Annotated in this window: 19 protein-coding genes and 1 riboswitch; of the genes, 7 read left to right on the top strand and 12 right to left on the bottom strand. The window is 60.9% G+C overall.

The window, feature by feature from the left end:
- Positions 1-17 precede the first annotated feature (17 nt).
- From CO660_RS13870 to CO660_RS13860, 3 genes are all read right to left on the bottom strand, one after another.
- Positions 18-455 (bottom strand): lactoylglutathione lyase, encoded by a 438-nt coding sequence (locus tag CO660_RS13870; protein ID WP_097599193.1) that lies wholly within the window; start codon positions 453-455, stop codon positions 18-20.
- Between the two features lie 78 nt (positions 456-533).
- Positions 534-1,772: a DUF6596 domain-containing protein gene (locus tag CO660_RS13865; protein ID WP_097599192.1), complete on the bottom strand. Its 1,239-nt coding sequence runs from the start codon at positions 1,770-1,772 to the stop codon at positions 534-536.
- Complete coding sequence (locus CO660_RS13860) at positions 1,769-2,131, bottom strand: YciI family protein (protein ID WP_097599191.1); 363 nt, start codon at positions 2,129-2,131, stop codon at positions 1,769-1,771. Before CO660_RS13860 ends, CO660_RS13865 begins: the two co-directional genes overlap by 4 nt.
- 279 nt (positions 2,132-2,410) lie before the next feature.
- On the opposite strand from CO660_RS13860, the gene CO660_RS13855 reads away from it, so the two are divergent.
- The gene (locus CO660_RS13855; RefSeq protein ID WP_097599190.1) at positions 2,411-3,511 is read left to right on the top strand and encodes a DUF2865 domain-containing protein; all 1,101 of its coding nucleotides are present in this window, start codon (positions 2,411-2,413) and stop codon (positions 3,509-3,511) included.
- A gap of 3 nt (positions 3,512-3,514) precedes the next feature.
- Here the strand turns inward: CO660_RS13855 and bluB are convergent, their stop codons facing one another.
- Positions 3,515-4,204, bottom strand: a complete 690-nt coding sequence (bluB, locus tag CO660_RS13850) for a 5,6-dimethylbenzimidazole synthase (RefSeq protein ID WP_097599189.1) — start codon at positions 4,202-4,204, stop codon at positions 3,515-3,517.
- 41 nt (positions 4,205-4,245) lie between these two features.
- Positions 4,246-4,432: riboswitch (cobalamin riboswitch) on the bottom strand.
- Positions 4,433-4,713: 281 nt separating this feature from the next.
- On the opposite strand from bluB, the gene CO660_RS13845 reads away from it, so the two are divergent.
- On the top strand, positions 4,714-5,778 hold the full coding sequence (locus CO660_RS13845) for a 3-deoxy-7-phosphoheptulonate synthase (protein ID WP_097599188.1): 1,065 nt from the start codon (positions 4,714-4,716) through the stop codon (positions 5,776-5,778).
- Here the strand turns inward: CO660_RS13845 and CO660_RS13840 are convergent.
- On the bottom strand, positions 5,775-6,602 hold the full coding sequence (locus tag CO660_RS13840) for a TolB family protein (protein ID WP_097599187.1): 828 nt from the start codon (positions 6,600-6,602) through the stop codon (positions 5,775-5,777). The genes CO660_RS13845 and CO660_RS13840 overlap by 4 nt on opposite strands.
- Before the next feature lie 133 nt (positions 6,603-6,735).
- Positions 6,736-8,415, bottom strand: coding sequence for an NAD+ synthase (locus CO660_RS13835; RefSeq protein ID WP_097599186.1), 1,680 nt, complete (start codon positions 8,413-8,415; stop codon positions 6,736-6,738).
- Positions 8,416-8,604: 189 nt separating this feature from the next.
- On the opposite strand from CO660_RS13835, the gene CO660_RS13830 reads away from it, so the two are divergent.
- Positions 8,605-9,135, top strand: coding sequence for a DUF1003 domain-containing protein (locus CO660_RS13830; protein WP_085778378.1), 531 nt, complete (start codon positions 8,605-8,607; stop codon positions 9,133-9,135).
- A gap of 17 nt (positions 9,136-9,152) precedes the next feature.
- On the opposite strand, the gene CO660_RS13825 is transcribed toward CO660_RS13830, so the two are convergent.
- Positions 9,153-9,554 carry a GFA family protein gene (locus tag CO660_RS13825; RefSeq protein ID WP_097599185.1) on the bottom strand — a complete coding sequence of 134 codons (402 nt, stop codon included), beginning with the start codon at positions 9,552-9,554 and terminating at the stop codon, positions 9,153-9,155.
- Between the two features lie 286 nt (positions 9,555-9,840).
- Between CO660_RS13825 and CO660_RS13820 the strand changes: the two genes are divergently transcribed.
- Positions 9,841-11,679: an ABC transporter ATP-binding protein gene (locus CO660_RS13820; RefSeq protein ID WP_097599184.1), complete on the top strand. Its 1,839-nt coding sequence runs from the start codon at positions 9,841-9,843 to the stop codon at positions 11,677-11,679.
- A 55-nt stretch (positions 11,680-11,734) separates the two neighbouring features.
- Here the strand turns inward: CO660_RS13820 and CO660_RS13815 are convergent, their stop codons facing one another.
- Positions 11,735-13,108: a 3-deoxy-7-phosphoheptulonate synthase class II gene (locus CO660_RS13815; RefSeq protein WP_097599183.1), complete on the bottom strand. Its 1,374-nt coding sequence runs from the start codon at positions 13,106-13,108 to the stop codon at positions 11,735-11,737.
- A 187-nt stretch (positions 13,109-13,295) separates the two neighbouring features.
- On the opposite strand from CO660_RS13815, the gene CO660_RS13810 reads away from it, so the two are divergent.
- Positions 13,296-14,579: a pilus assembly protein TadG-related protein gene (locus CO660_RS13810; RefSeq protein ID WP_097599182.1), complete on the top strand. Its 1,284-nt coding sequence runs from the start codon at positions 13,296-13,298 to the stop codon at positions 14,577-14,579.
- Between the two features lie 6 nt (positions 14,580-14,585).
- On the opposite strand, the gene gor is transcribed toward CO660_RS13810, so the two are convergent.
- Positions 14,586-15,971 (bottom strand): glutathione-disulfide reductase, encoded by a 1,386-nt coding sequence (gor, locus tag CO660_RS13805; protein ID WP_097599181.1) that lies wholly within the window; start codon positions 15,969-15,971, stop codon positions 14,586-14,588.
- Between the two features lie 187 nt (positions 15,972-16,158).
- Between gor and CO660_RS13800 the strand changes: the two genes are divergently transcribed.
- A complete protein-coding gene (locus CO660_RS13800; protein WP_020921455.1) occupies positions 16,159-16,392 on the top strand; it encodes a hypothetical protein in 234 nt (77 codons plus the stop codon).
- Between the two features lie 40 nt (positions 16,393-16,432).
- Here the strand turns inward: CO660_RS13800 and CO660_RS13795 are convergent, their stop codons facing one another.
- The 3 genes from CO660_RS13795 to rpiA form a co-directional block, all read right to left on the bottom strand.
- Positions 16,433-16,717, bottom strand: a complete 285-nt coding sequence (locus CO660_RS13795; protein WP_085778384.1) for an acylphosphatase — start codon at positions 16,715-16,717, stop codon at positions 16,433-16,435.
- A gap of 94 nt (positions 16,718-16,811) precedes the next feature.
- On the bottom strand, positions 16,812-17,387 hold the full coding sequence (locus tag CO660_RS13790; RefSeq protein ID WP_097599180.1) for a DUF2059 domain-containing protein: 576 nt from the start codon (positions 17,385-17,387) through the stop codon (positions 16,812-16,814).
- A gap of 15 nt (positions 17,388-17,402) precedes the next feature.
- Positions 17,403-18,101, bottom strand: a complete 699-nt coding sequence (rpiA, locus tag CO660_RS13785) for a ribose-5-phosphate isomerase RpiA (RefSeq protein ID WP_097599179.1) — start codon at positions 18,099-18,101, stop codon at positions 17,403-17,405.
- A 238-nt stretch (positions 18,102-18,339) separates the two neighbouring features.
- Here rpiA and CO660_RS13780 point away from each other — a divergent pair, with 238 nt between their 5' ends.
- Positions 18,340-19,044, top strand: a complete 705-nt coding sequence (locus tag CO660_RS13780) for an HAD family hydrolase (RefSeq protein WP_097599178.1) — start codon at positions 18,340-18,342, stop codon at positions 19,042-19,044.
- The last annotated feature ends 113 nt before the right edge of the window (positions 19,045-19,157 follow it).

Below are 19,157 nucleotides of genomic sequence, written 5' to 3'. Positions count from 1 at the left end.
AGCCGCTTCCGTGCCATTCAGTTATCGCCGGTCTTGGCCCAAATTGCTCTGGGCCAAAGGCTTAATGGTCTGGAGACGGCGAAGTCATTGTTCGCAGATCGTTTGGGAGGCTCGGCCAGGTTGATCCGGTTGCCCTCACCGTCGAGTATCTGAGCCACGCGCCCAAAGTCGCCTTCGATTTTGTTGGCGGGTTGCAAGCCCTGGTGCGAAAGCCTTTCGAGCTCAACCTCGAGCTCGGGTACGACGATCGTTATGATCCCGTTGCCGGCGCGTTCGTCATCCTTCCAGACCTGCAGGCCGGCTTCGCCCATATTACGCCACTGAGCCATGCCCGGTATCGGTTTGCTGTCTGCGGGACGTCCCATGAACTTCTCATACCAGACGAGCGCCTCGTCAAAGTTGGAAACGGTGGCGGAGGCGAAGATGCTCTGGACGATTATTGAAGTGGTGGTCATGTCGTACTCCTTGGTTGGACAAGTGGATGTCGTGCAGGAGTTCTCGATTTCGACAGGCCGCGCAAAAAAAAGCTCGCGTCAATACAAAACTTTCGAGCGCTGTTCTTCGAGGTGGCGTCGTTCTGCCTCCGACCAACACAATCCGATAGCGACCGTGAAAGCTTCCGCCGCCTCGACAAGCCTGCCTAGATCGGCGCAAATCTGCGCGCGGGCCGTCCAGTACGGCAGGTAGTCGGCCATTCGCAGATCCCCGGCAAGCGCATGTATGTCAGCAAGAGCCGCCTCTGCCTGCCCTATCCGCATGAGAGCCACGGACCGATTGAGCGTCACGACGGGCGACGGAGCAATCCTGCCCAGCACGTCATAGAGGGAAATCACGGCCTGCCAGTTTAAGATGCCGCTCAAACGGCGCGCGACATGAGCAGATTGGATGGCCGCCTCGATTTGGTAGCGGCCGGTCGGACCGTTTGCATTTGCTTCTCTGAGGAGACCTTCAGCGAGGCGCAATTGCTCATGATCCCAAAGCCCGACATCCTGGCTGTCCAGCGATACGAATGCGCCATCGGGGCCTCTGCGAGACGATCGCCGCGCCTCCGTATAAAGCATCAGCGCGAGAAGACCTTTCGGTTCCGGCTCTTGCGGAAGCAGTGATACAACCACGCTTGCAAGCCAGATTGCCTCATGTCCAAGCGCTTCCGCCCCGTCGATGTCCATCCACCCGTTGGTATAGGCGGCGTAGATGGAGGCGAGTACTGGCGGCAGGCGGTCCGACAGTTCCTCCTTTTCCGGCACGAGGAACGGAATTTTCTCATCCCTGATCCTCGCCTTGGCTCTTACAAGCCTCTGCCCCATGGCCTTCGGAGAGACGAGAAACCGCGCGGCGATGTCCGCAGCGGTCAGGCCTAGCACGGTCTGGAGGATCAGCGGCGTCCGCGCCGACGCATCGATGCCAGGATGTGCGCAGGCAAACATGAGCGCTAGTCGCCTGTCCGCAATCTCCTCGTCCATTTCCGCCGCGGCCGAGAGTTCCTCGGTAACGAGGGCAAGATGATCGGCGCTCTTCGCCTTCACTTTGTCTTTGCGCCAGTCATCGAGTTTGCGCCTGCGCGCGATGGTCAACAGCCAGGCATCGGGGTTGTCGGGCACGCCATCGACAGGCCATTTTTCGAGAGCCGTGAGGAAAGCCGTCGCGAGCGCATCCTCCGCGGACGCGATATCACCCAAACGCCCGCCAATGTAAGCGACGAGTCGTCCATAGCTCTCGCGCGCCACCCGCTCTGCTACACCTCGGGCAACGCTGGAACCAGAAACCGTCATCCCGCATATTCCGACGCATCCCTGATGCGACGAACCTCAACCGTTCCCCAGGTCGCGGCAGGACAGCGTGCCGCCCATTTGTTGGCCTCGTCCATATCGGCGACGTCGATGATAAAGTACCCACCGAACTGTTCGCGAACATCGGCATAAGGGCCGTCCAAAACGCTGACCTCGTTTCCTTGAACACGAACGAGACTGGCCTCAGAGGAACTGACGAGCGCATTGCTGGAGACAAATGCTGCCGCCTTCTCCAGCGCTTGTTGATAGGCATACATCTGCTCCATGAAGCGCCCCATGTCCTGAGGCGCTATGGACCTCCCGGCAGTTTCGTCCGCATGCAGCATCAGCATGTAGCGCATCGCTTTATCCTCAGTGAAACCAATTCCCCGCGGGAACGAGCGCCGAGAATAACAATTCGGATGAAGAAGGGAACTGCTGGTGACGGCTGCAGTGTCCGCCTCCGGATGCAACGAGTGCCGACTTACCTCACGGAAGAATACCCGCATCTTCTGGATAAAATCTCGAAAATGCGCTAGGAATTGATCCAAGCTTATTAAGAGAAACACGTTAAGAGACAAGGTACGGCGGATGGACGCCACCTTTGACCGATCGACACTTTCTCATTCCCGGACGACGCCGTGAAACGCCGAAATCTGTCTCTTGCTCTTATGCTTGCGCTGGCATCACCGGCCGCAGCACAGACCAGCGCTATTTGCAACGACTTGCGCGGTCGCCTTGCCGACCTGCCACGATCGATCGGTAGCAATAACGGGCCGGAAGCGCGCCAATATGCAAATGCCATGGCCGAGCAGAACCTCGAGCTGCGCAAGGTCCGCAACGATCTGCGCAATAACGGATGCACTTCAGGCAGCATGGTCGTGATTGGCAGTGACAACGCCGACTTTTGCGCCGAACTCTCTGACGCCGAAGCCCGGATGATCGACAATATCCGTTATCTCCAGGAGCGCCGCGACGAGCTGCGCAACCACGGCGACGGCAGTGACGACGCGCGCCGAGAATTGACGGCGGCACTCGAACGCAACGGCTGCAACAGCGACAATTTCTATGCCCCGACCGAGCGTAGCGCAGACGACCCCGCCCCGAGTGTCGAGGAACAGGCGATGCGCACCGATACCTTCATTCCGCTCGGCGGCGGTGAAGAGACCGATCTGCGTTACGGCCTGCCGAGGGCCGAAATGTTTTCACCGATCAGCACCATCTGCGTGCGCAGCTGCGACGGTGGCTTCTTCCCGATCAGCTCAAATACCACCTCGGTGGATTTCGGCCGCGATGCCCAGACCTGCGCCAAGATGTGCCCCGGCATTGAAACCGAGCTCTTCTATCGCGACGTGACCAGCACCGACTCCTCGAACATGATCTCGGTCGCAACGGGCGCGCCCTATAGCGCCATGAAGAACGCTTTTGTCTACAAGAACCGCGCGCCTGGCGAGAAAAATTCCTGCGCCTGCAATCTCACCGCCTATTACGAGGAGATGCGCGGCAAGCAGGCCCTGAGCGAACCGCCGCAGCAGGGCTCGATCACGACGGTCCGCACTAAACCGCCGACGAAAGATACTGCGGCAGCATCAGCCCCGCCGCAGCCATCCGTTGCCGAACGTCCCTACGACCCCACGCAGAACAAGGTTCGTCAGGTCGGCCCGCAATTCCTTGCCGGCGACCAGGGCTCGATCGACCTTGCCAATCCGGCGACGCCGGGTCCGCAACCACAGCAGCAGTAATTGCTACGGGTCGTTGCGTCCCCATCCGTCGTGGAAAACGAGTTCCTCGAGCGGCAGCCGCTGCCGCCAACCTTTGACCGAAAGTTCCGGTTCGTCATAAAGACGGTCGACAAAGCCGGCGCAGAGCCAGGCGACCACCTCGATATGCTCCGGTATGCCGAGAATTGTTTTCAGGTCGCCTTCATGAAAGATGCTGACCCAGCCGATGCCGACCCCTTCGGCGCGGGCCGCGAGCCAGAGATTCTGAATGGCGCAAACGGTCGAATAGGAATCCATCCTCGGATTGTGCGTCCGTCCCAGCACCACGCTGCCGCCGCGGGTGGGATCGCAGGTTACGCATATGCCGAGCGGCGCCTCCACGATGCCTTCGAGCTTGAGGGATCGATAGGCCTGCCGCCGCTCGCCTTCGAACATCGAAGCTGCCTCTTCGTTGGCCACGGCAAAGGCGTTGCGCACGCGGGTGCGGACGGTTGCACTTTTCACGAGAATGAAATTCCATGGCTGCATGAAGCCGACCGACGGCGCATGATGGGCGGCGGTCAGGAGCCGCGCCACGACATCGTCGGGCAAGGGATCGGGCAGGAACTGGCTGCGCACGTCACGCCGCGTCATGATTGCGTGATAGACGGCTTCACGTTCGGCCATGGAAAAACCGGATGCCGCCGAAAGGGCATCCGCATAAGAGGGTCGCATCGTCAAATCCCCAACAACGCAACCGCCCGCCGTCCGCGCGGGTTGGGTCTATCTCGCCAGGCCGGTCTTCTGACTCGGCTTCATCCATCTGCCGCAGCCTTCCCGGCAAAGCCAGTGGCGTGATGAAGCGGCAGACGTCGGCCTTACAGCGTTGGGCACGTTCCGGCCTTGCACCGGATTCCCGATTCTCCCGCCTCGAGGGCGGGCACCTGACGGCGCATCTATTTCAGGAAATCGGAACGGAGGCAAGCGTCGGCACGTCAGCCTTAAAGAGGCGAACCCGTGATTTCGCCTCGCAAATTTTGCGTGACAATGAGCGGCCGCGACGCTACATACGCGGAATGTCGACGACTTCAGCCTACGCCTCCTCGCGATTTTATTCGTACCGCTGCTTCCAGCGGATGCGGGTCTGTGCGTAACTGAATTCAACGCGACGACAACCCGAACAGCCGCTAGTCTACCTGGCGGCTTTTCTGTTCCGCACGGTATGACCAAACAGGAGCCATGCCGTGCCCGACACCATCGATGATCTGCGTATTCTCGAGATCACCCCGCTGACCAGACCCGCCGATGTCATCGCGGAAATCCCCCGAACCGCCGCCGTCAGCGAGACGGTGACCAGCAACCGCCACGCGGTCCATAAGATTCTCGAGGGTGAAGACGACCGCCTGATCGTCGTCATCGGCCCCTGCTCCATCCACGATCCGGTTGCTGCACGCGAGTATGCCGCGCGGCTGGCCGAGCAGCGACAGCGCTTCTCCAGTGATCTGGAAATCGTCATGCGCGTCTATTTCGAAAAGCCGCGCACCACAGTCGGCTGGAAGGGCTTGATGAACGACCCGCATCTCGACGGCAGCTACCGTATCGAGGAAGGGCTGAGAATTGCCAGAAGGCTGCTGCTCGACATCAACGCGATGGGCCTTCCCGCCGGGGTCGAATTCCTCGAGACGATCACACCGCAATACATTGCCGACCTCGTCAGCTGGGGTGCGATCGGCGCCCGCACGACCGAGAGCCAGATCCATCGCCAGCTCGCCTCCGGCCTCTCCTGCCCGATCGGCTTCAAGAACGGCACCGACGGCGGGGCTCGCGTCGCGATCGACGCGATCCTGGCCGCTTCACAACCGCATCACTTCCCGGCCGTCACCAAGGACGGACAGGCGGCAATCGCCTCGACAAAGGGCAATGAGGACTGCCACATCATTCTGCGCGGCGGCAAGCGGCCGAATTATGAGGCGGCCGATGTCGGAGCCGTCACAGCGGAATGCCTGAAACTCGGGGTCACCCCGCGCATCCTCATCGACGCCAGCCATGCCAACAGCAGCAAAGATCCGATGAACCAGCCACGGGTTGTCAAGGACGTCGCCGGACAGATCTCCGCGGGCAATCACCACATCAAGGGCATGATGATCGAAAGCAACCTCGTTGCCGGCCGCCAGGATCTCGTTCCCGGCAAGCCGCTCGTCTACGGCCAGTCCATCACCGATGGCTGCATTGACTGGGATATGTCGGTGAGTGTGCTGGAAGATCTGGCGGACGCCGCTCGCAGGCGGCGCCGAGCGGCAGCGGCTTAAGCCGCCGGAAAATACCTGACATAGGCAAACTCGTCACCATCAGGTGACCAGCAGGGCACGTTGATCGTGCCCTGCCCGCCGAAAAGCTCGAACAGCGTCTTCAGGTTGCCGCCGTCCATATCCATCAGCCGCAACCGCACGTCGAGATCGCGCGGATGGTCAAAGACCGAAGGATCGTAGGACAGGATCAGCACCTTGTCGTTTTTGGGCGATGGATGGGGAAACCAGTTCCCGTGATTGTCCGACGTCACCTGTTCGAGGCCTGTGCCATCCGGATGGATGCGCCAGATCTGCATCAGCCCGGTGCGGCTGGAATTGAAATAGACCCATTGGCCGTCGGCGGAATAATCCGGCCCGTCGTTGCGGCCTTCGCCATACGTCAGCCGCGTCTCGACGCCGCCGTCGACTGAGATCGTATAAATATCGAAAAGATCGTCGCGAATGCCGCAATAGGCGAGCTGGCGGCCATCCGGTGACCAGCCATGCCAATAGGACGGCTGGTTTTGCGTGATGAGCCGCGGCGTGCCGCCTTCGACCGGCAGGATGTAGATCGTCGACTTGCCGAACTCCGTCTTGTCCGAGATGACGATCTCAGTGCCATCAGGCGAAATGCCGTGATCATTGTTGCAATTGACGGCAAAGCCCGTATCGACCTTCACCACCTCGCCGCCATCGAGCGGCAGCCGGAAGAGCAGCCCGTTGCCGTTCAGCAGGAGATAGGAGCCATCGGGCGAGAAATTCGGCGCTTCCACCAGCCTGTCCGTCTGCCAGACCTCGCGAGCCCTGCCCGTCCTGACATTGTAGATCTCGACCGAGCTGCGCATGTTGCCTCCCTGATGTGTCGATTGCGTCAGCGATCGAGCTGCGTCAGCGATCTCGATTGCGTCAGCGATCCCGATCGCGTCAGCAATCCCGATTGCGCTAGCGATCCCGATTGCGCTAGCGATCCCGATTGCGCTAGCGATCCCGGAACCGGTTGGTGATCGGATAGCGCCGGTCGCGCCCGAAATTCTTCTTGGTGATCTTCACGCCCGGCGCCGATTGCCGGCGCTTGTATTCGGCAAGATAAAGCAGGTGCTCGACGCGGTGGACGGTGGCGACGTCATGGCCGCGCGCGACGATCTCCTCGACCGCCATTTCCTTCTCCACCAGGCACTCGAGAATATCGTCGAGGACGGGATAGGGCGGCAGCGAATCCTGGTCCTTCTGGTCCGGGCGAAGCTCGGCCGAGGGTGCCTTGTCGATGATATTCTGCGGGATCACCTCGCCCGACGGCCCGAGCGCAGTCGGCGGCACATTCTCGTTGCGCCAGCGCGCCAGCGCATAGACCTGCATCTTGTAGAGGTCCTTGATCGGATTGAAGCCGCCGTTCATGTCGCCATACAGCGTGGCGTAGCCGACCGACATTTCCGACTTGTTGCCCGTCGTCACCACCATCGAGCCGAACTTGTTGGAGATCGCCATGAGGATGACGCCGCGCGCGCGGCTCTGCAAATTCTCCTCGGTGATTCCGCTCTCCGTTCCCTCGAAGAGGTTGGACAGCGCGCTGCTGAAGCCGGTTACTGGCTGCTCGATCGGTACGATGTCATAGCGGCAGCCGAGCGCCTTGGCACAGTCGGCTGCATCCTTCAGTGAATCTTCCGAGGTGTAACGATAGGGCAGCATCACCGTTCGCACCCGCTCCTCTCCGAGAGCATCGACCGCGATCGCTGTGCAGATCGCCGAATCGATGCCGCCGGAAAGGCCGAGAACGACGGTTTTGAAACCATTTTTGTTGACGTAGTCGCGGAAGCCGAGCAGGCAGGCGCGATAATCGGCCTCCTCGCCCTCGGGAATGCGCGCCATCGGTCCTTCGGCGCAGCGCCAGCCGGCTTCCCCACGTTTCCACGTCGTCACAGCAAGTGCCGTCTCGAACTGGCTCATCTGGAAGGCGAGCGATTTGTCGGCATTGAAGGCGAAGCTCGCCCCGTCGAACACGAGCTCGTCCTGCCCTCCGAGCTGGGCGGCATAGATCAGCGGCAGGCCGGTCTCGATCACCTGCTTCAGTACCACCTGGTGACGGATATCGACCTTGCCGCGATAATAGGGAGACCCGTTCGGGGACAGCAGGATCTCCGCCCCGCTTTCGGCCAGCGTCTCGCAAACGCCGAGATCACCCCAGATATCTTCGCAGATCGGAATGCCGAGCCGCACGCCGCGGAAATTCACCGGCCCCGGCATGGCTCCCTGCACGAAGACCCGCTTCTCGTCGAACTCGCCGTAATTCGGCAGATCGACCTTGTCGCGCACCGCGACGACCTTTCCGCCGTCAAGCACGGCGACGGAATTATAGCGTCCGGTCTGGTCCTGCCGGGGAAAACCGATGATGACGCCCGGCCCGCCATCGGCGGTATCGGCCGCAAGGCTTTCCACCGCCTTCCAGCAGGCACGGATGAAGGCCGGCTTCAGCACCAAGTCCTCCGGCGGGTAGCCGGAGATGAAAAGCTCGGTCAACACGAGCAGATGCGCGCCCTCTCGGCCCGCATCGGCGCGGGCTTCGCGCGCCTTGGCGAGATTGCCGGCGACATCGCCGACCGTCGGATTGAGCTGGCCGATAGCGATGCGGAAGATATCGGAGAGAGCGTTTTCCTGTGTCATGTCATTTGTTTAGCCTGCGGCTCCCGTTACCGCAACACGTTCGCGGCCAAAGCGTTGCATCCGGCTCACGAATTTTTTGTGAACAGGCCTGCTGGAGGGTTACGGCACCGATGCATTGCAATTTACCGGCGGAGCGGAATACTGACGAACGAAAGCGGCAGCATCGATAACGGTCATTGGAAACAGGCCATGAATAACTTTTCGAACTTCGTGCACCATCATTTCGACAAACCGGCCGACGAACTCGGCGACACGGAAAAGCGCGTGCTGGCGAAAGCGCACGAGCGCAAGATCATCTCGACCGACGTCAACGCCGCCTTTTCTGCCGAGGCCTCTTTTGGAGAACGTATCGCCGACAGCATCGCCCGTGTCGGCGGCTCATGGTCGTTCATCCTCGGCTTCTTGGCCTTCCTCGTCGTCTGGACGGCGATCAACACCATCGTTTTGGCGAGTGGCGCTTTCGATCCCTACCCCTTCGTCTTCCTGAACCTGATCCTTTCGATGCTCGCCGCCATCCAGGCGCCGATCATCATGATGTCGCAGAATCGTCAGGCCGAGCGCGACCGCTTCGAGGCGGCCAAGGACTACGAAGTCAATCTCAAGGCCGAACTCGAAGTGCTCTCCTTGCACCAGAAGATCGATATGCGCGTCCTGACGGAGCTGACGGCGCTGCGCGAAGACGTCGCTCGTCTCAGCGCCGCGCTCGCGACCAAGACCTGAGGCGGGGCACTCTCAAATCAACGGGGTGGATACCTGTCATATTGCGGCAGACCATCTGTTATCTCGTAGAAATCACCCTTGTCGGTGCAATAAATGTGATGGCTGAAGGAAAGGCCGCTCGGTTCGTCGAAGGCTCCGGCCAGGACCGAAACCTCCGGTGATTCATCCCCCTGCCAAAACAGCGCCGAGCCACAATTGCCGCAGAAGCCGCGTTGCGCCTCGCCGCTCGACCGATACCACCGGACTGCGCCGGGATCTTCCACCGAAAGCGCCGCGCGCGGCACGTTGACCGCAGCATAATAAAGTCCCGTCTGGCGGCGGCATTGCGAACAGTGGCAACCGACAACAGGCCCGGGCTTTGCCCGAATTGAAAATCGCACGGCGCCGCAAAGACAGCCGCCTAGATGTTGTTCGCTCATGATAGCTCTCTCCTGGCTCCTGGAGAAACTTGCGGCCACGAAACCTCGTCGTCAAATCCATTCCCCTGAACAAGCAATCAGAAATCTTGAAGCGTTCACGATTGGCCGGCGGTCGCCGGATGTTGCCCGTTGACCACACCCGCCGATCTCCTCTCGTCACCGCGTTGAACCGGACGCTGATCTCGGTGATACTGATGGCTCAATTTATTCAACCGCCGGGAGACTGACATGAGAGCGACCCTGTCCAAACAGAAAGGAAACATCGCCCACAAGGACATTCTGCCTCATGAATATTCGGTTCTCCCGCGCGAGGAAAAGCTCGCGCCGTCATAACCTTTTCCTGAATTTCTTCCGCAACGATTCAAACGCCGTCGGCCGCGAGCGGCGCTGGTCGCGCATGCGCAAGTTCATCTCCTATTACCGCCCGCATCTGCCTTTGCTGCTGGCGGATGTGCTTTGTGCCATACTCGTGGCCGCCACCGCCGTGGCGTTGCCCCTCTGCGCCAACATCGTGACGAGCCGGCTTCTCGCTCTGCCGGACGCCCCCGACGCCTTCGCTCAGATCCTTGCCATGGGCGGCGTGATGCTGGCCGTTCTCACAGTCCAGATAGCGGCGATCTTCTTCGTCGATTATCGCGGCCATGTCATGGGCGCCCGCATCGAGGCGACGGTGCGGCAGGAACTCTTCGAGCATTACCAGAAGCTGTCCTTCAGCTTCTACGATGGCCAACGCACCGGGCAGTTGATGAGCCGCATCACCAACGATTCCCTCTGGCTGGGCGAGCTCTTTCACCACGGCCCCGAGGATATCTCCATTGCCGTCCTGAAATATGGCGGCGCCATGCTGGTCTTGTTCTTCATCGACCCGCTGCTGGCAACCCTCATCCTGCTGCTCACTCCGGTGGCGGTGGCCTATGCACTCTATTTCAACCGGCGCATGAACCATGCGCTCGAAGCCAGCAAGCGCCAGGTCGCCGCCGTCAACGAGCGTGTCGAGGATGCGCTTGCCGGCATCCGTGTCGTCCAGTCTTTCGCCAACGAAGCATTGGAACGGCAGCGCTTCGCCGCACAAAACCAGCGTTTCCTGCAAAGCCGCGCGGACGGCTACCGCAGCGAGGCCTGGTTTTCGGTAGGCACCGAAAGCTTTGCCCAGCTCGTCACCATATTGGTGATCATCGCAGGAGGCCTACGCATCCTGACAGCGGACCTTACCGTCCCGGACATGCTAACCTTCCTGCTCTGCGTCGGCGTGCTGGTCGATCCCGTGCAGCGGCTCGCGAATTTCGTGCGCCTCTGGCAGGAGGGTTACACCGGCTTCACGAGGGCCATGGAAATCCTCGAGATCGATCCGGATATCACCGATCGGCCGAACGCACGTCCGATGCCGGCGCCAAGGGGCGAGATCAGTTTTTCCGACGTCGCCTTCGGCTACCAAGCCGATGGTCCCAGGGTGCTGGAGCGGCTTTCCCTCACCATCGCCCCCGGAGAGTTTGTCGCGCTGGTCGGCCCTTCTGGAGTGGGCAAGAGCACGCTTTGCGCGCTGATACCGCGCTTCTACGATGTCGAAGCTGGGGCGATCCGTATCGACGGAACCGATATCCGCGACGTCACTCTGGCTTCGCTGCGACGCCATGTCGGGGTGGTGCAGCAGGACGTCTATCTCTTTGCCGGCACCGTTGCGGAAAACCTGCGTTACGGCAAGCTGGACGCGACCGATGGCGAGCTCGAAGCGGCCGCCCGCGCCGCCAATGCGCACGACTTCATCATGGCTCTGCCGAACGGCTATGACACCGATATCGGCCAGCGCGGCGTCAAGCTTTCGGGCGGCCAGCGCCAGCGCATCACCATCGCCCGCGCCTTCCTCAAAGATCCGGAAATCCTGATCTTCGACGAAGCGACCAGCGCCCTCGACAACGAGAGCGAACGGGCGGTGCAGCAGGCGCTGCTCAGTCTGGCGAATGGCAGGACCACCCTGGTCATCGCCCACCGCCTGTCGACAGTCCGCCACGCCGACCGCATCCTGGTCCTGACGGGCGATGGCATTGTCGAACAGGGCACGCATGATGATCTGATGGCGCAAGGCGGCGTCTACGCCAACCTGCACAGCGTTCAGGCCAGCATCTGAAGCCAATAAAAAGCCCGGTCGAGCCGGGCTTTTCATCATCTGTTTCGGGCTATCCTCAGCCGTTGACGACCATGCGCTTCTCGTCGCGGCCGCCCTTCATCCGCTCGGCAAGCAGGAAGGCGAGTTCGAGCGCCTGGTCGGAATTGAGGCGCGGGTCGCAATGGGTGTGATAGCGGTCCTGCAGATCGTCGGCTGTGACGGCGCGGGCGCCGCCGGTGCATTCCGTCACATCCTTGCCGGTCATCTCGACATGGATACCGCCTGGATGTGTGCCTTCGGCGCGGTGAATCTGGAAGAAGCTTTCGACTTCCGACAGGATTCGCTCGAAGGGACGGGTCTTGTAGTTGTTGAGCGTGATCGTGTTGCCGTGCATCGGGTCGCAGGACCAGACGACCTTGCGGCCTTCGCGCTCGACGGCGCGAATGAGACGCGGCAGGTTTTCGGCGACCTTTTCATGGCCGAAGCGGCAGATCAGCGTCAGACGGCCCGGTTCGTTAGCGGGATTCAGAATGTCGATCAGCTGCAGCAGATCATCGGCCTGCAGCGACGGGCCGCATTTCAGGCCGATCGGGTTCTTGATGCCGCGGCAATATTCAATATGCGCATGATCTGCCTGGCGCGTGCGGTCGCCGATCCAGATCATGTGACCTGACGTGGCATACCAGTCGCCGGAGGTGGAATCGACGCGGGTCAGCGCTTCCTCGTAGCCGAGCAGCAGCGCCTCGTGGCTGGTGAAGAAATCGGTCTCGCGCAGGCTCGGGTGGTTTTCCGAGGTGATGCCGATCGCTTTCATGAAATCCATGGTTTCGCTGATGCGGTCGGCAAGCTTGCGGTAGCGCTCGCCCTGCGGGCTGTCCTTGACGAAGCCGAGCATCCACTGATGCACGTTTTCGAGGTTGGCGTAACCGCCCATCGCAAAGGCGCGCAGGAGGTTCAGCGTCGCGGCCGACTGGCGATAGGCCATGGCTTGGCGTTCCGGGTTCGGAATGCGCGACTCCTCGGTGAATTCGATGCCGTTGATGATGTCGCCGCGATAGGCGGGCAGCGTCACGTCGCCCTGCTTCTCGACATTCGACGAGCGCGGCTTGGCGAACTGGCCGGCGATGCGGCCGACCTTGACGACCGGCAGCTGCGCGCCGAAGGTCAGCACGACGGCCATCTGCAGGAAAGCGCGGAAGAAGTCGCGGATGTTGTCGGCGCCGTGTTCGGCGAAGCTCTCGGCGCAGTCGCCGCCCTGCAGCAGAAAACCGTTGCCCTCAGCGACATTGGCGAGATGCTTCTTCAGGCGGCGCGCTTCGCCTGCGAAGACGAGCGGCGGATAGCTGGCGAGAGTGGCCTCTGTTGCCGCCAAAGCGGCTGCATCGGGATATTCGGGAACCTGCAGGATCGGTTTCTGCCGCCAGCTGCTCGGGGTCCAGTTCTCTGCCATTTTACCAACCTCACTCACATCCATTCCTCGGATGCCCTGTCTTAATATCCGGCGGCTTATAGACCTTTAGATCAAGCTTGCAAAGGCCAATCGCCGGAAGCTTTAAACCAGCATATACCATGTCGATTTCCCCATATTTCAGACTTTGCATGTAGAAGCTGAAGGAGTTTCAATTCGGGGACATGTCATGGCGATCCTTCCGCCCGGCTTCATATTGGACCGCTCGGGCAATTTCGGCATCATGACGGCATTGCTGATGGTGCCGCTCGTGGGTGCGGCCGGCATGGCGGTGGATGTGGCCCACGCACTGAGCCTGAGAACGCAGCTCTACGCCGCCGCCGATGCTGCGGCCGTCGGTTCGATCGCCGAAAAATCGGGCGCGGTCGCCGCCGCAATGACAATGAACGGCAACGGCACGGTCTCGCTTGGCAACACCGACGCCCGCAACATCTTCATGTCGCAGACGTCGGGTGAACTGACCGACATTCATATCGATCTCGGCATCGACGTCACCAAGACCGCCAATAAGCTGAACTCGCAGGTTTCCTTCACCGCGACCGTGCCGACTACCTTCATGCGCATTTTTGGCCGGGATTCGATCACCATCTCCGGCACGGCGACAGCTGAATACCAGACTGCCGCCTTCATGGATTTCTACATCCTGCTCGACAACACGCCTTCCATGGGCGTCGGCGCGACCGCAACCGACGTTTCGAAGCTGCAAGCCAAGACCGGCTGCGCTTTCGCCTGTCACCAGATGGACCAGAGCACCAACAACTACACCATAGCCAAGAGCCTCGGCGTCACCATGCGCATCGACGTGGTTCGCCAGGCTACCCAGGCGCTGACCGATACGGCCAAGGCCGAGCGCGTCAGCAGCGATCAGTTTCGGATGGGTGTCTACACTTTCGGCACCAAGGCCGAGGACGCGAAGCTGACGACGATTTCCAGCCTCACCTCCGACCTGACAAAAGTCAAGAATTATACCGACGCGGTCGACCTGATGACAATTCCTTACCAGAATTACAACAGTGACCAGCTCACTAGCTTCGACAGCGCGATGACGCAGATCAACACTATTATCGACCCCGCGGGCGACGGAACCTCGAATATCAGCCCTGAAAAAATCTTGTTTTTCGTCGCCGACGGCGTCGGCGACAGCTACAAGCCCTCGACATGTACCAAGAAGACGACCGGCGGTCGCTGCCAGGAGCCGATCGACACGTCTTTCTGCAAGCCGCTGAAGGACCGAGGCGTCAAGATCGCCGTGCTCTATACGACTTACCTGCCGCTGCCCAGCAACAACTGGTACAACACCTGGATCAAGCCCTTCCAGAGCGAGATACCGACGAAAATGCAGGCCTGCGCCTCGCCCGGCCTTTATTTCGAAGTCACGCCGACCGACGGCATCGCCGACGCGATGAAGGCGCTTTTCCTCAAAGTCATCCGCGCGCCGCGCATCACCAGTTAACAGGGCTCAGAGGCGCTGCCCATCACGGATGCGGTAGCTCGGCGCATACATGGTGACGAGCTCTTCGGCCGCGGTCGGGTGCAGCGCCATCGTCCGGTCGAAATCGTCCTTGGTGCAGCCGGCCTTGAGCGTGACGCCGAGCAGCTGCGCCATCTCACCGGCATCGTGCCCGAGGATATGAGCCCCCACCACCTTGCGGCTCGCCGCATCGACGATCAGCTTCATGATCATCCGCTCGGACCGGCCCGAAAGCGTCGCCTTCAGCGGCCGGAACTGGGCCCGGTAGACTTCGAGCTCGCCATAACGCTTGCCCGCCTCCTCTTCCGACAGGCCGACGGTGCCGATCTCGGGCTGTGAGAAGACGGCGGTGGGGATCAGGTCATGGTCCGGCCGGGTCGGATTGTTCTTGTACTCGGTCTCGATGAAGCACATCGCCTCGTGAATCGCCACCGGCGTCAGCTGTACCCGATTGGTGACATCACCGAGAGCATAGATATTTTCGACGTTTGTACGGGAATAATCATCGACTATGATGGCGCCGCGCTCGTCGATGGCGACGCCGGCTGCCTCGAGGCCGAGGCCTTCCGTATTCGGATCGCGCCCGAGCGCGAGCATCACGACATCGGCCTGCAGCGTGCCGCTGTTCAGCGTCTCCAGCACCAGCCCATCGTCGGTCTTCGAAAGCTGCTGCAGCGTGTCATGACAGAGGATGCGGATGCCCTTTGCGACCATCGCCTCGTGCAGCCCCCGCCTTAGATCCTCGTCGAAGCGGGACAGGATCTCGGCGCCGCGATAGATCAGTGTCGTCGCCACGCCGAGGCCATGGAAGATATTGGCGAATTCGACGGCGATGTAACCGCCGCCTGCGATCACGATCGATTTCGGCAGTTCCTCGAGATGAAATGCGTCGTTGGAAGAAATGCAAAGCTCGTGTCCGGGAAGCGCGACATGCGGGTTCGGGCGTCCGCCGGTGGCGATTACGATCGTCTTAGCCGTCACCGTCTGCCCTGTTTTCACGAGCCGCACCGAATGGGCATCGACGAGTTCAGCGCGCGTTTCCAGAATCTCGGCATTGGCGCCGGCGAGCCCTTTCTTGTAGAGGCCTTCCAGCCGCGCGATCTCCGCATCCTTGGCGGCCACCAGCTTCTTCCAGTCGAAGCTGCTTCGGCCGACCGTCCAGCCGAAACCCGCCGCATCCTCGAAGTGCTCGTGGAATTGCGAAGCATAGACGAAGAGCTTCTTCGGCACGCAGCCGCGGATGACGCATGTCCCGCCATAGCGATATTCCTCGGCAATCGCCACCTTCTTGCCGAGCGAGGCGGCGACGCGCGCAGCGCGCACGCCTCCGGAACCACCGCCGATGACGAAGAGGTCGTAATCATAGGAAGACATGAGAAGCTCCGGAAGGGAATCGCTGGAAGGACGTTGCTGATATAGGGGTGATCATCATAAAAACAAAAGCCCCGCTGCTGCGTCTTCCCGTACTCCATGGCCGAATCTTGATCGGAAGGTGCCCCGGTCGCCGTTTACGGTTGACCGCGTCGGCAGAGGCTGGCAGGCAATGCACGAGACTGAAAGGATGCCGGAGCAAAAGATGGATCAAACTCTCTTCGCCAACCTGTGCAGGGCCGGCAAGTTCAAGGAAGCGCTCAACCTCGCCATCCAGGGCCACGAGGGCGAAAAATTCACGCCAAGCCGCTTTGCCATGGACAAGAAAACAGGGCTGCCGATCTTCTACCGCGGCAACAAGCGCGTAGAGCCGGATGAGACCGGCGTATGGCAGCTGGCCAAGAGTTCGAAGGATTGGGGCTGATCGCCCGTGGCGTATTTTCTCTCTCGAGGATTTGACGCTCTCAGCCGGTAATGCGGAAATCCCTCGGCATATTCTCGAGCTGAGCCGCTTCCGTCTCGACGCTTGAGACCGATGCCCCTGCAGGTCCGCGCCTCAAACGCTCGATCATCATCGAAATCGCATTATCCGCTCCAGCGATCAAGACGGAGACAGATCCGTCGGCTTCGTTGCGCACCCAACCCGTTACGCCGAGCCGCAGCGCCTCATCGCGAGTCCACATGCGAAAACCGACACCTTGGACCCTGCCTGATATCCGCACTTGCACCGCCTCGTGATGATCGGACATGTAGCCTCACCAAAACCTCGCCGTTATTGCCGTATCCATCATAACAAAAAAGCCCGGACGATGCCGGGCTTTTGCAAATCTGCGGAGGCAGCCCTTACTTCTGGGCAGCCGGGGCTGGCGCCGGAGCGGGTGCAGGAGCCACTGGGCTCTCGGTTGCCGGCGGTGGCGCCTTGATGACCTTGGACAGCTCGGCATTGCTCTGCTTTTCCAGGTCTCGCGAAATGCCCTGCGCCCAGATGTCGGCAGCCTTGGCCGTTTCGCGGGAGGCGACTGGACCATCGCGCAGCAGCTTCTTGCCGACGTCGGAATTATAGAAATCCGCAATCGCCTTCAGCTCGTCGACCGTGAAGGCCTTGGCATAAGTGAGCGCCGCCTCCTTTTCCAGATCACCGCGGCGCGGCGCCAGCTTCAGCGCCTGCGCGTCGACGGTCGATGAGATGATGTCCTGATAGTTCGGCGAATCCTGGATCAGGCCGGCCTTCAGGCGCTCGGCGAGGCCGGGCAGGATATTGTCGAACTGGGCGGTGGCGCCGATCGCGTCAATCGCCGCGCGCGCGGCCTTCAGCTGCTCTTCGGAAACTTCCTGCGCCTTGACGGCGGAGCCGAAGGCAAGCCCGGAAAGAACAATGGTCGCAGCGGCAAGACGGCCAAGACCTGCAATGTTCATCATAAGTGTATGCTCCTGTTATCTGTTTGCCTGCAGCGTGCGCGCACCCGCAGGACCGGCGATGATCGCAAGTGCCGCCATATTGATAAAGAGCCCGTGTTCGACGACGCCGGGTATGGAATTCAGCTCGCTCGAAAGCGCCTCTGCATCAGGAATGCGGCCAAAAGATGCATCGATGATGTAATGGCCGCCATCCGTGGTAAACTCTCCGTCACCGGACTGGCGCAGGTTGAGCTCGCCGGAAAGCCCGAGCCGAGCGGCGACCTTTTCAATGGCGATCCGCGTCGAGACGAGACCGAACGGATTGATCTCGATCGGCAGCGCGAAGGCGCCGAGTGTCTCGACCAGCTTGCTCTCATCGGCAATGACGATCATCCTCTGCGAAGCGGCGGCGACGATCTTTTCGCGCAGCAGCGCGCCGCCGCCGCCCTTGATCAGCCTGAGCGCCGGATCGACCTCATCGGCACCGTCAACCGTCAGATCGAGCGCCGGCAGCTCGTCGAGCGACTTCAGTGGCACACCGAGCTCGACACAGAGCCGCGCCGTCCGTTCGGACGTCGGAACACCTTCGACCTGGAAGCCGCCTGCGACCTTCTCCGCCAGCAGTCGGACGAATTCTTCCGCTGTACTCCCAGTTCCGATGCCGAGTCGCATCCCGCTTTCGACATGGGCGAGCGCGGCCTCGGCGGCCTTGATCTTCATTTCGCGCGCATCCATGCGCCGCCAGCTCCGAATTATTGCGTTGGGTGTGCTGTTTACACGGCTCGCCTGGCAAACGAAAGTCAAAATCATCACGGAAAATGAAAAGCCGAAACAAACGCCTGCGGCTTCCCGCTAATCCTCAGGCCGTTGCTTTCCTCCCCGCGATCGCCTACCGATATCATCATTCCTGGGAATGACGCGTCGTCCATCGAAGCCGCTCGCAAGACGCCCATCGCTCAATGAGGCAAACCCCTTGACCCCTGCCCCCGCCCCACTCGTCGTCTTCGATCTCGACGGCACCCTTCTCGACACCCACGCCGATCTCGTCGAAAGCCTGAACCATACGATCGCAGCCCTCGGCCTCGAACCGGTCAGTTATGATGACCTCACTCACCTCGTCGGCCAGGGAGCGCGGGTGATGATCGAGCGCGCCTGCCGGCTGCGCGGCCATTCGCTCGCGGAAGACGGCCTGCCGCTGCTGGTGGAACGCTTCGTCGCCCATTATGCCGGCAATATGCCCGGCCATACGGAACCCTATCCCGGTTTGGTCGCCGCGATGAACCGCCTGAAATCCGCTGACTACCGCCTCGCCGTCTGCACCAACAAGATGGAGAGCCTCGCGCTCGGTCTGCTCGGCAAGCTCGATCTCGCCCACTATTTCAAAGCAGTCATCGGCGGCGACACCTTCCAATACCGCAAGCCCGACGCCCGTCACCTCACCGGCACCATCGAGCGCGCCGGCGGCAATATTGCCCGCACCGTGATGATCGGCGACAGCATCAACGATATCGCCGTGGCCAGAAACGCCGCCGTGCCGTCGATTGCCGTGCCCTTCGGCTACTCGGATGTGCCGGTCTCGACTTTGAACCCGAACGTGATCATCACGCACTATGATGAACTGACGGTGGAGTTGGTGGAAAGGCTGCTGCGGGAGAATGCGGAGAAGGTTGCTGTTTGAGGGCTGGAAACTTCGCCGATGCCCTGCAGTTGTAGCCCCCTCATCCGCCTGCCGGCACCTTCTTGGATAAGAAAAATGTAGGATATTGATGCTTGCCGGGCGGGTGGCCGCCC

It is taken from the genome of Rhizobium sp. L9 (assembly GCF_002531885.1).
Classification (GTDB): Bacteria; Pseudomonadota; Alphaproteobacteria; order Rhizobiales; family Rhizobiaceae; genus Rhizobium.
Note: the sequence above shows the minus strand (reverse complement) of the source record. Positions and strands in the feature narration are given on the sequence as shown.

Bases quoted from the DNA above. Each gene is read 5' to 3' on its own strand.
- CO660_RS13870 (WP_097599193.1), bottom strand. From the start codon at position 455: ATGACCACCACTTCAATAATCGTCCAGAGCATCTTCGCCTCCGCCACC.
- CO660_RS13865 (WP_097599192.1), bottom strand. From the start codon at position 1,772: ATGACGGTTTCTGGTTCCAGCGTTGCCCGAGGTGTAGCAGAGCGGGTG.
- CO660_RS13860 (WP_097599191.1), bottom strand. From the start codon at position 2,131: ATGCGCTACATGCTGATGCTGCATGCGGACGAAACTGCCGGGAGGTCC.
- bluB (WP_097599189.1), bottom strand. From the start codon at position 4,204: ATGCGACCCTCTTATGCGGATGCCCTTTCGGCGGCATCCGGTTTTTCC.
- CO660_RS13840 (WP_097599187.1), bottom strand. From the start codon at position 6,602: ATGCGCAGCTCGGTCGAGATCTACAATGTCAGGACGGGCAGGGCTCGC.
- CO660_RS13835 (WP_097599186.1), bottom strand. From the start codon at position 8,415: ATGACACAGGAAAACGCTCTCTCCGATATCTTCCGCATCGCTATCGGC.
- CO660_RS13830 (WP_085778378.1), top strand. From the start codon at position 8,605: ATGAATAACTTTTCGAACTTCGTGCACCATCATTTCGACAAACCGGCC.
- CO660_RS13825 (WP_097599185.1), bottom strand. From the start codon at position 9,554: ATGAGCGAACAACATCTAGGCGGCTGTCTTTGCGGCGCCGTGCGATTT.
- CO660_RS13820 (WP_097599184.1), top strand. From the start codon at position 9,841: ATGAATATTCGGTTCTCCCGCGCGAGGAAAAGCTCGCGCCGTCATAAC.
- CO660_RS13815 (WP_097599183.1), bottom strand. From the start codon at position 13,108: ATGGCAGAGAACTGGACCCCGAGCAGCTGGCGGCAGAAACCGATCCTG.
- CO660_RS13810 (WP_097599182.1), top strand. From the start codon at position 13,296: ATGGCGATCCTTCCGCCCGGCTTCATATTGGACCGCTCGGGCAATTTC.
- gor (WP_097599181.1), bottom strand. From the start codon at position 15,971: ATGTCTTCCTATGATTACGACCTCTTCGTCATCGGCGGTGGTTCCGGA.
- CO660_RS13800 (WP_020921455.1), top strand. From the start codon at position 16,159: ATGCCGGAGCAAAAGATGGATCAAACTCTCTTCGCCAACCTGTGCAGG.
- CO660_RS13795 (WP_085778384.1), bottom strand. From the start codon at position 16,717: ATGTCCGATCATCACGAGGCGGTGCAAGTGCGGATATCAGGCAGGGTC.
- CO660_RS13790 (WP_097599180.1), bottom strand. From the start codon at position 17,387: ATGATGAACATTGCAGGTCTTGGCCGTCTTGCCGCTGCGACCATTGTT.
- rpiA (WP_097599179.1), bottom strand. From the start codon at position 18,101: ATGGATGCGCGCGAAATGAAGATCAAGGCCGCCGAGGCCGCGCTCGCC.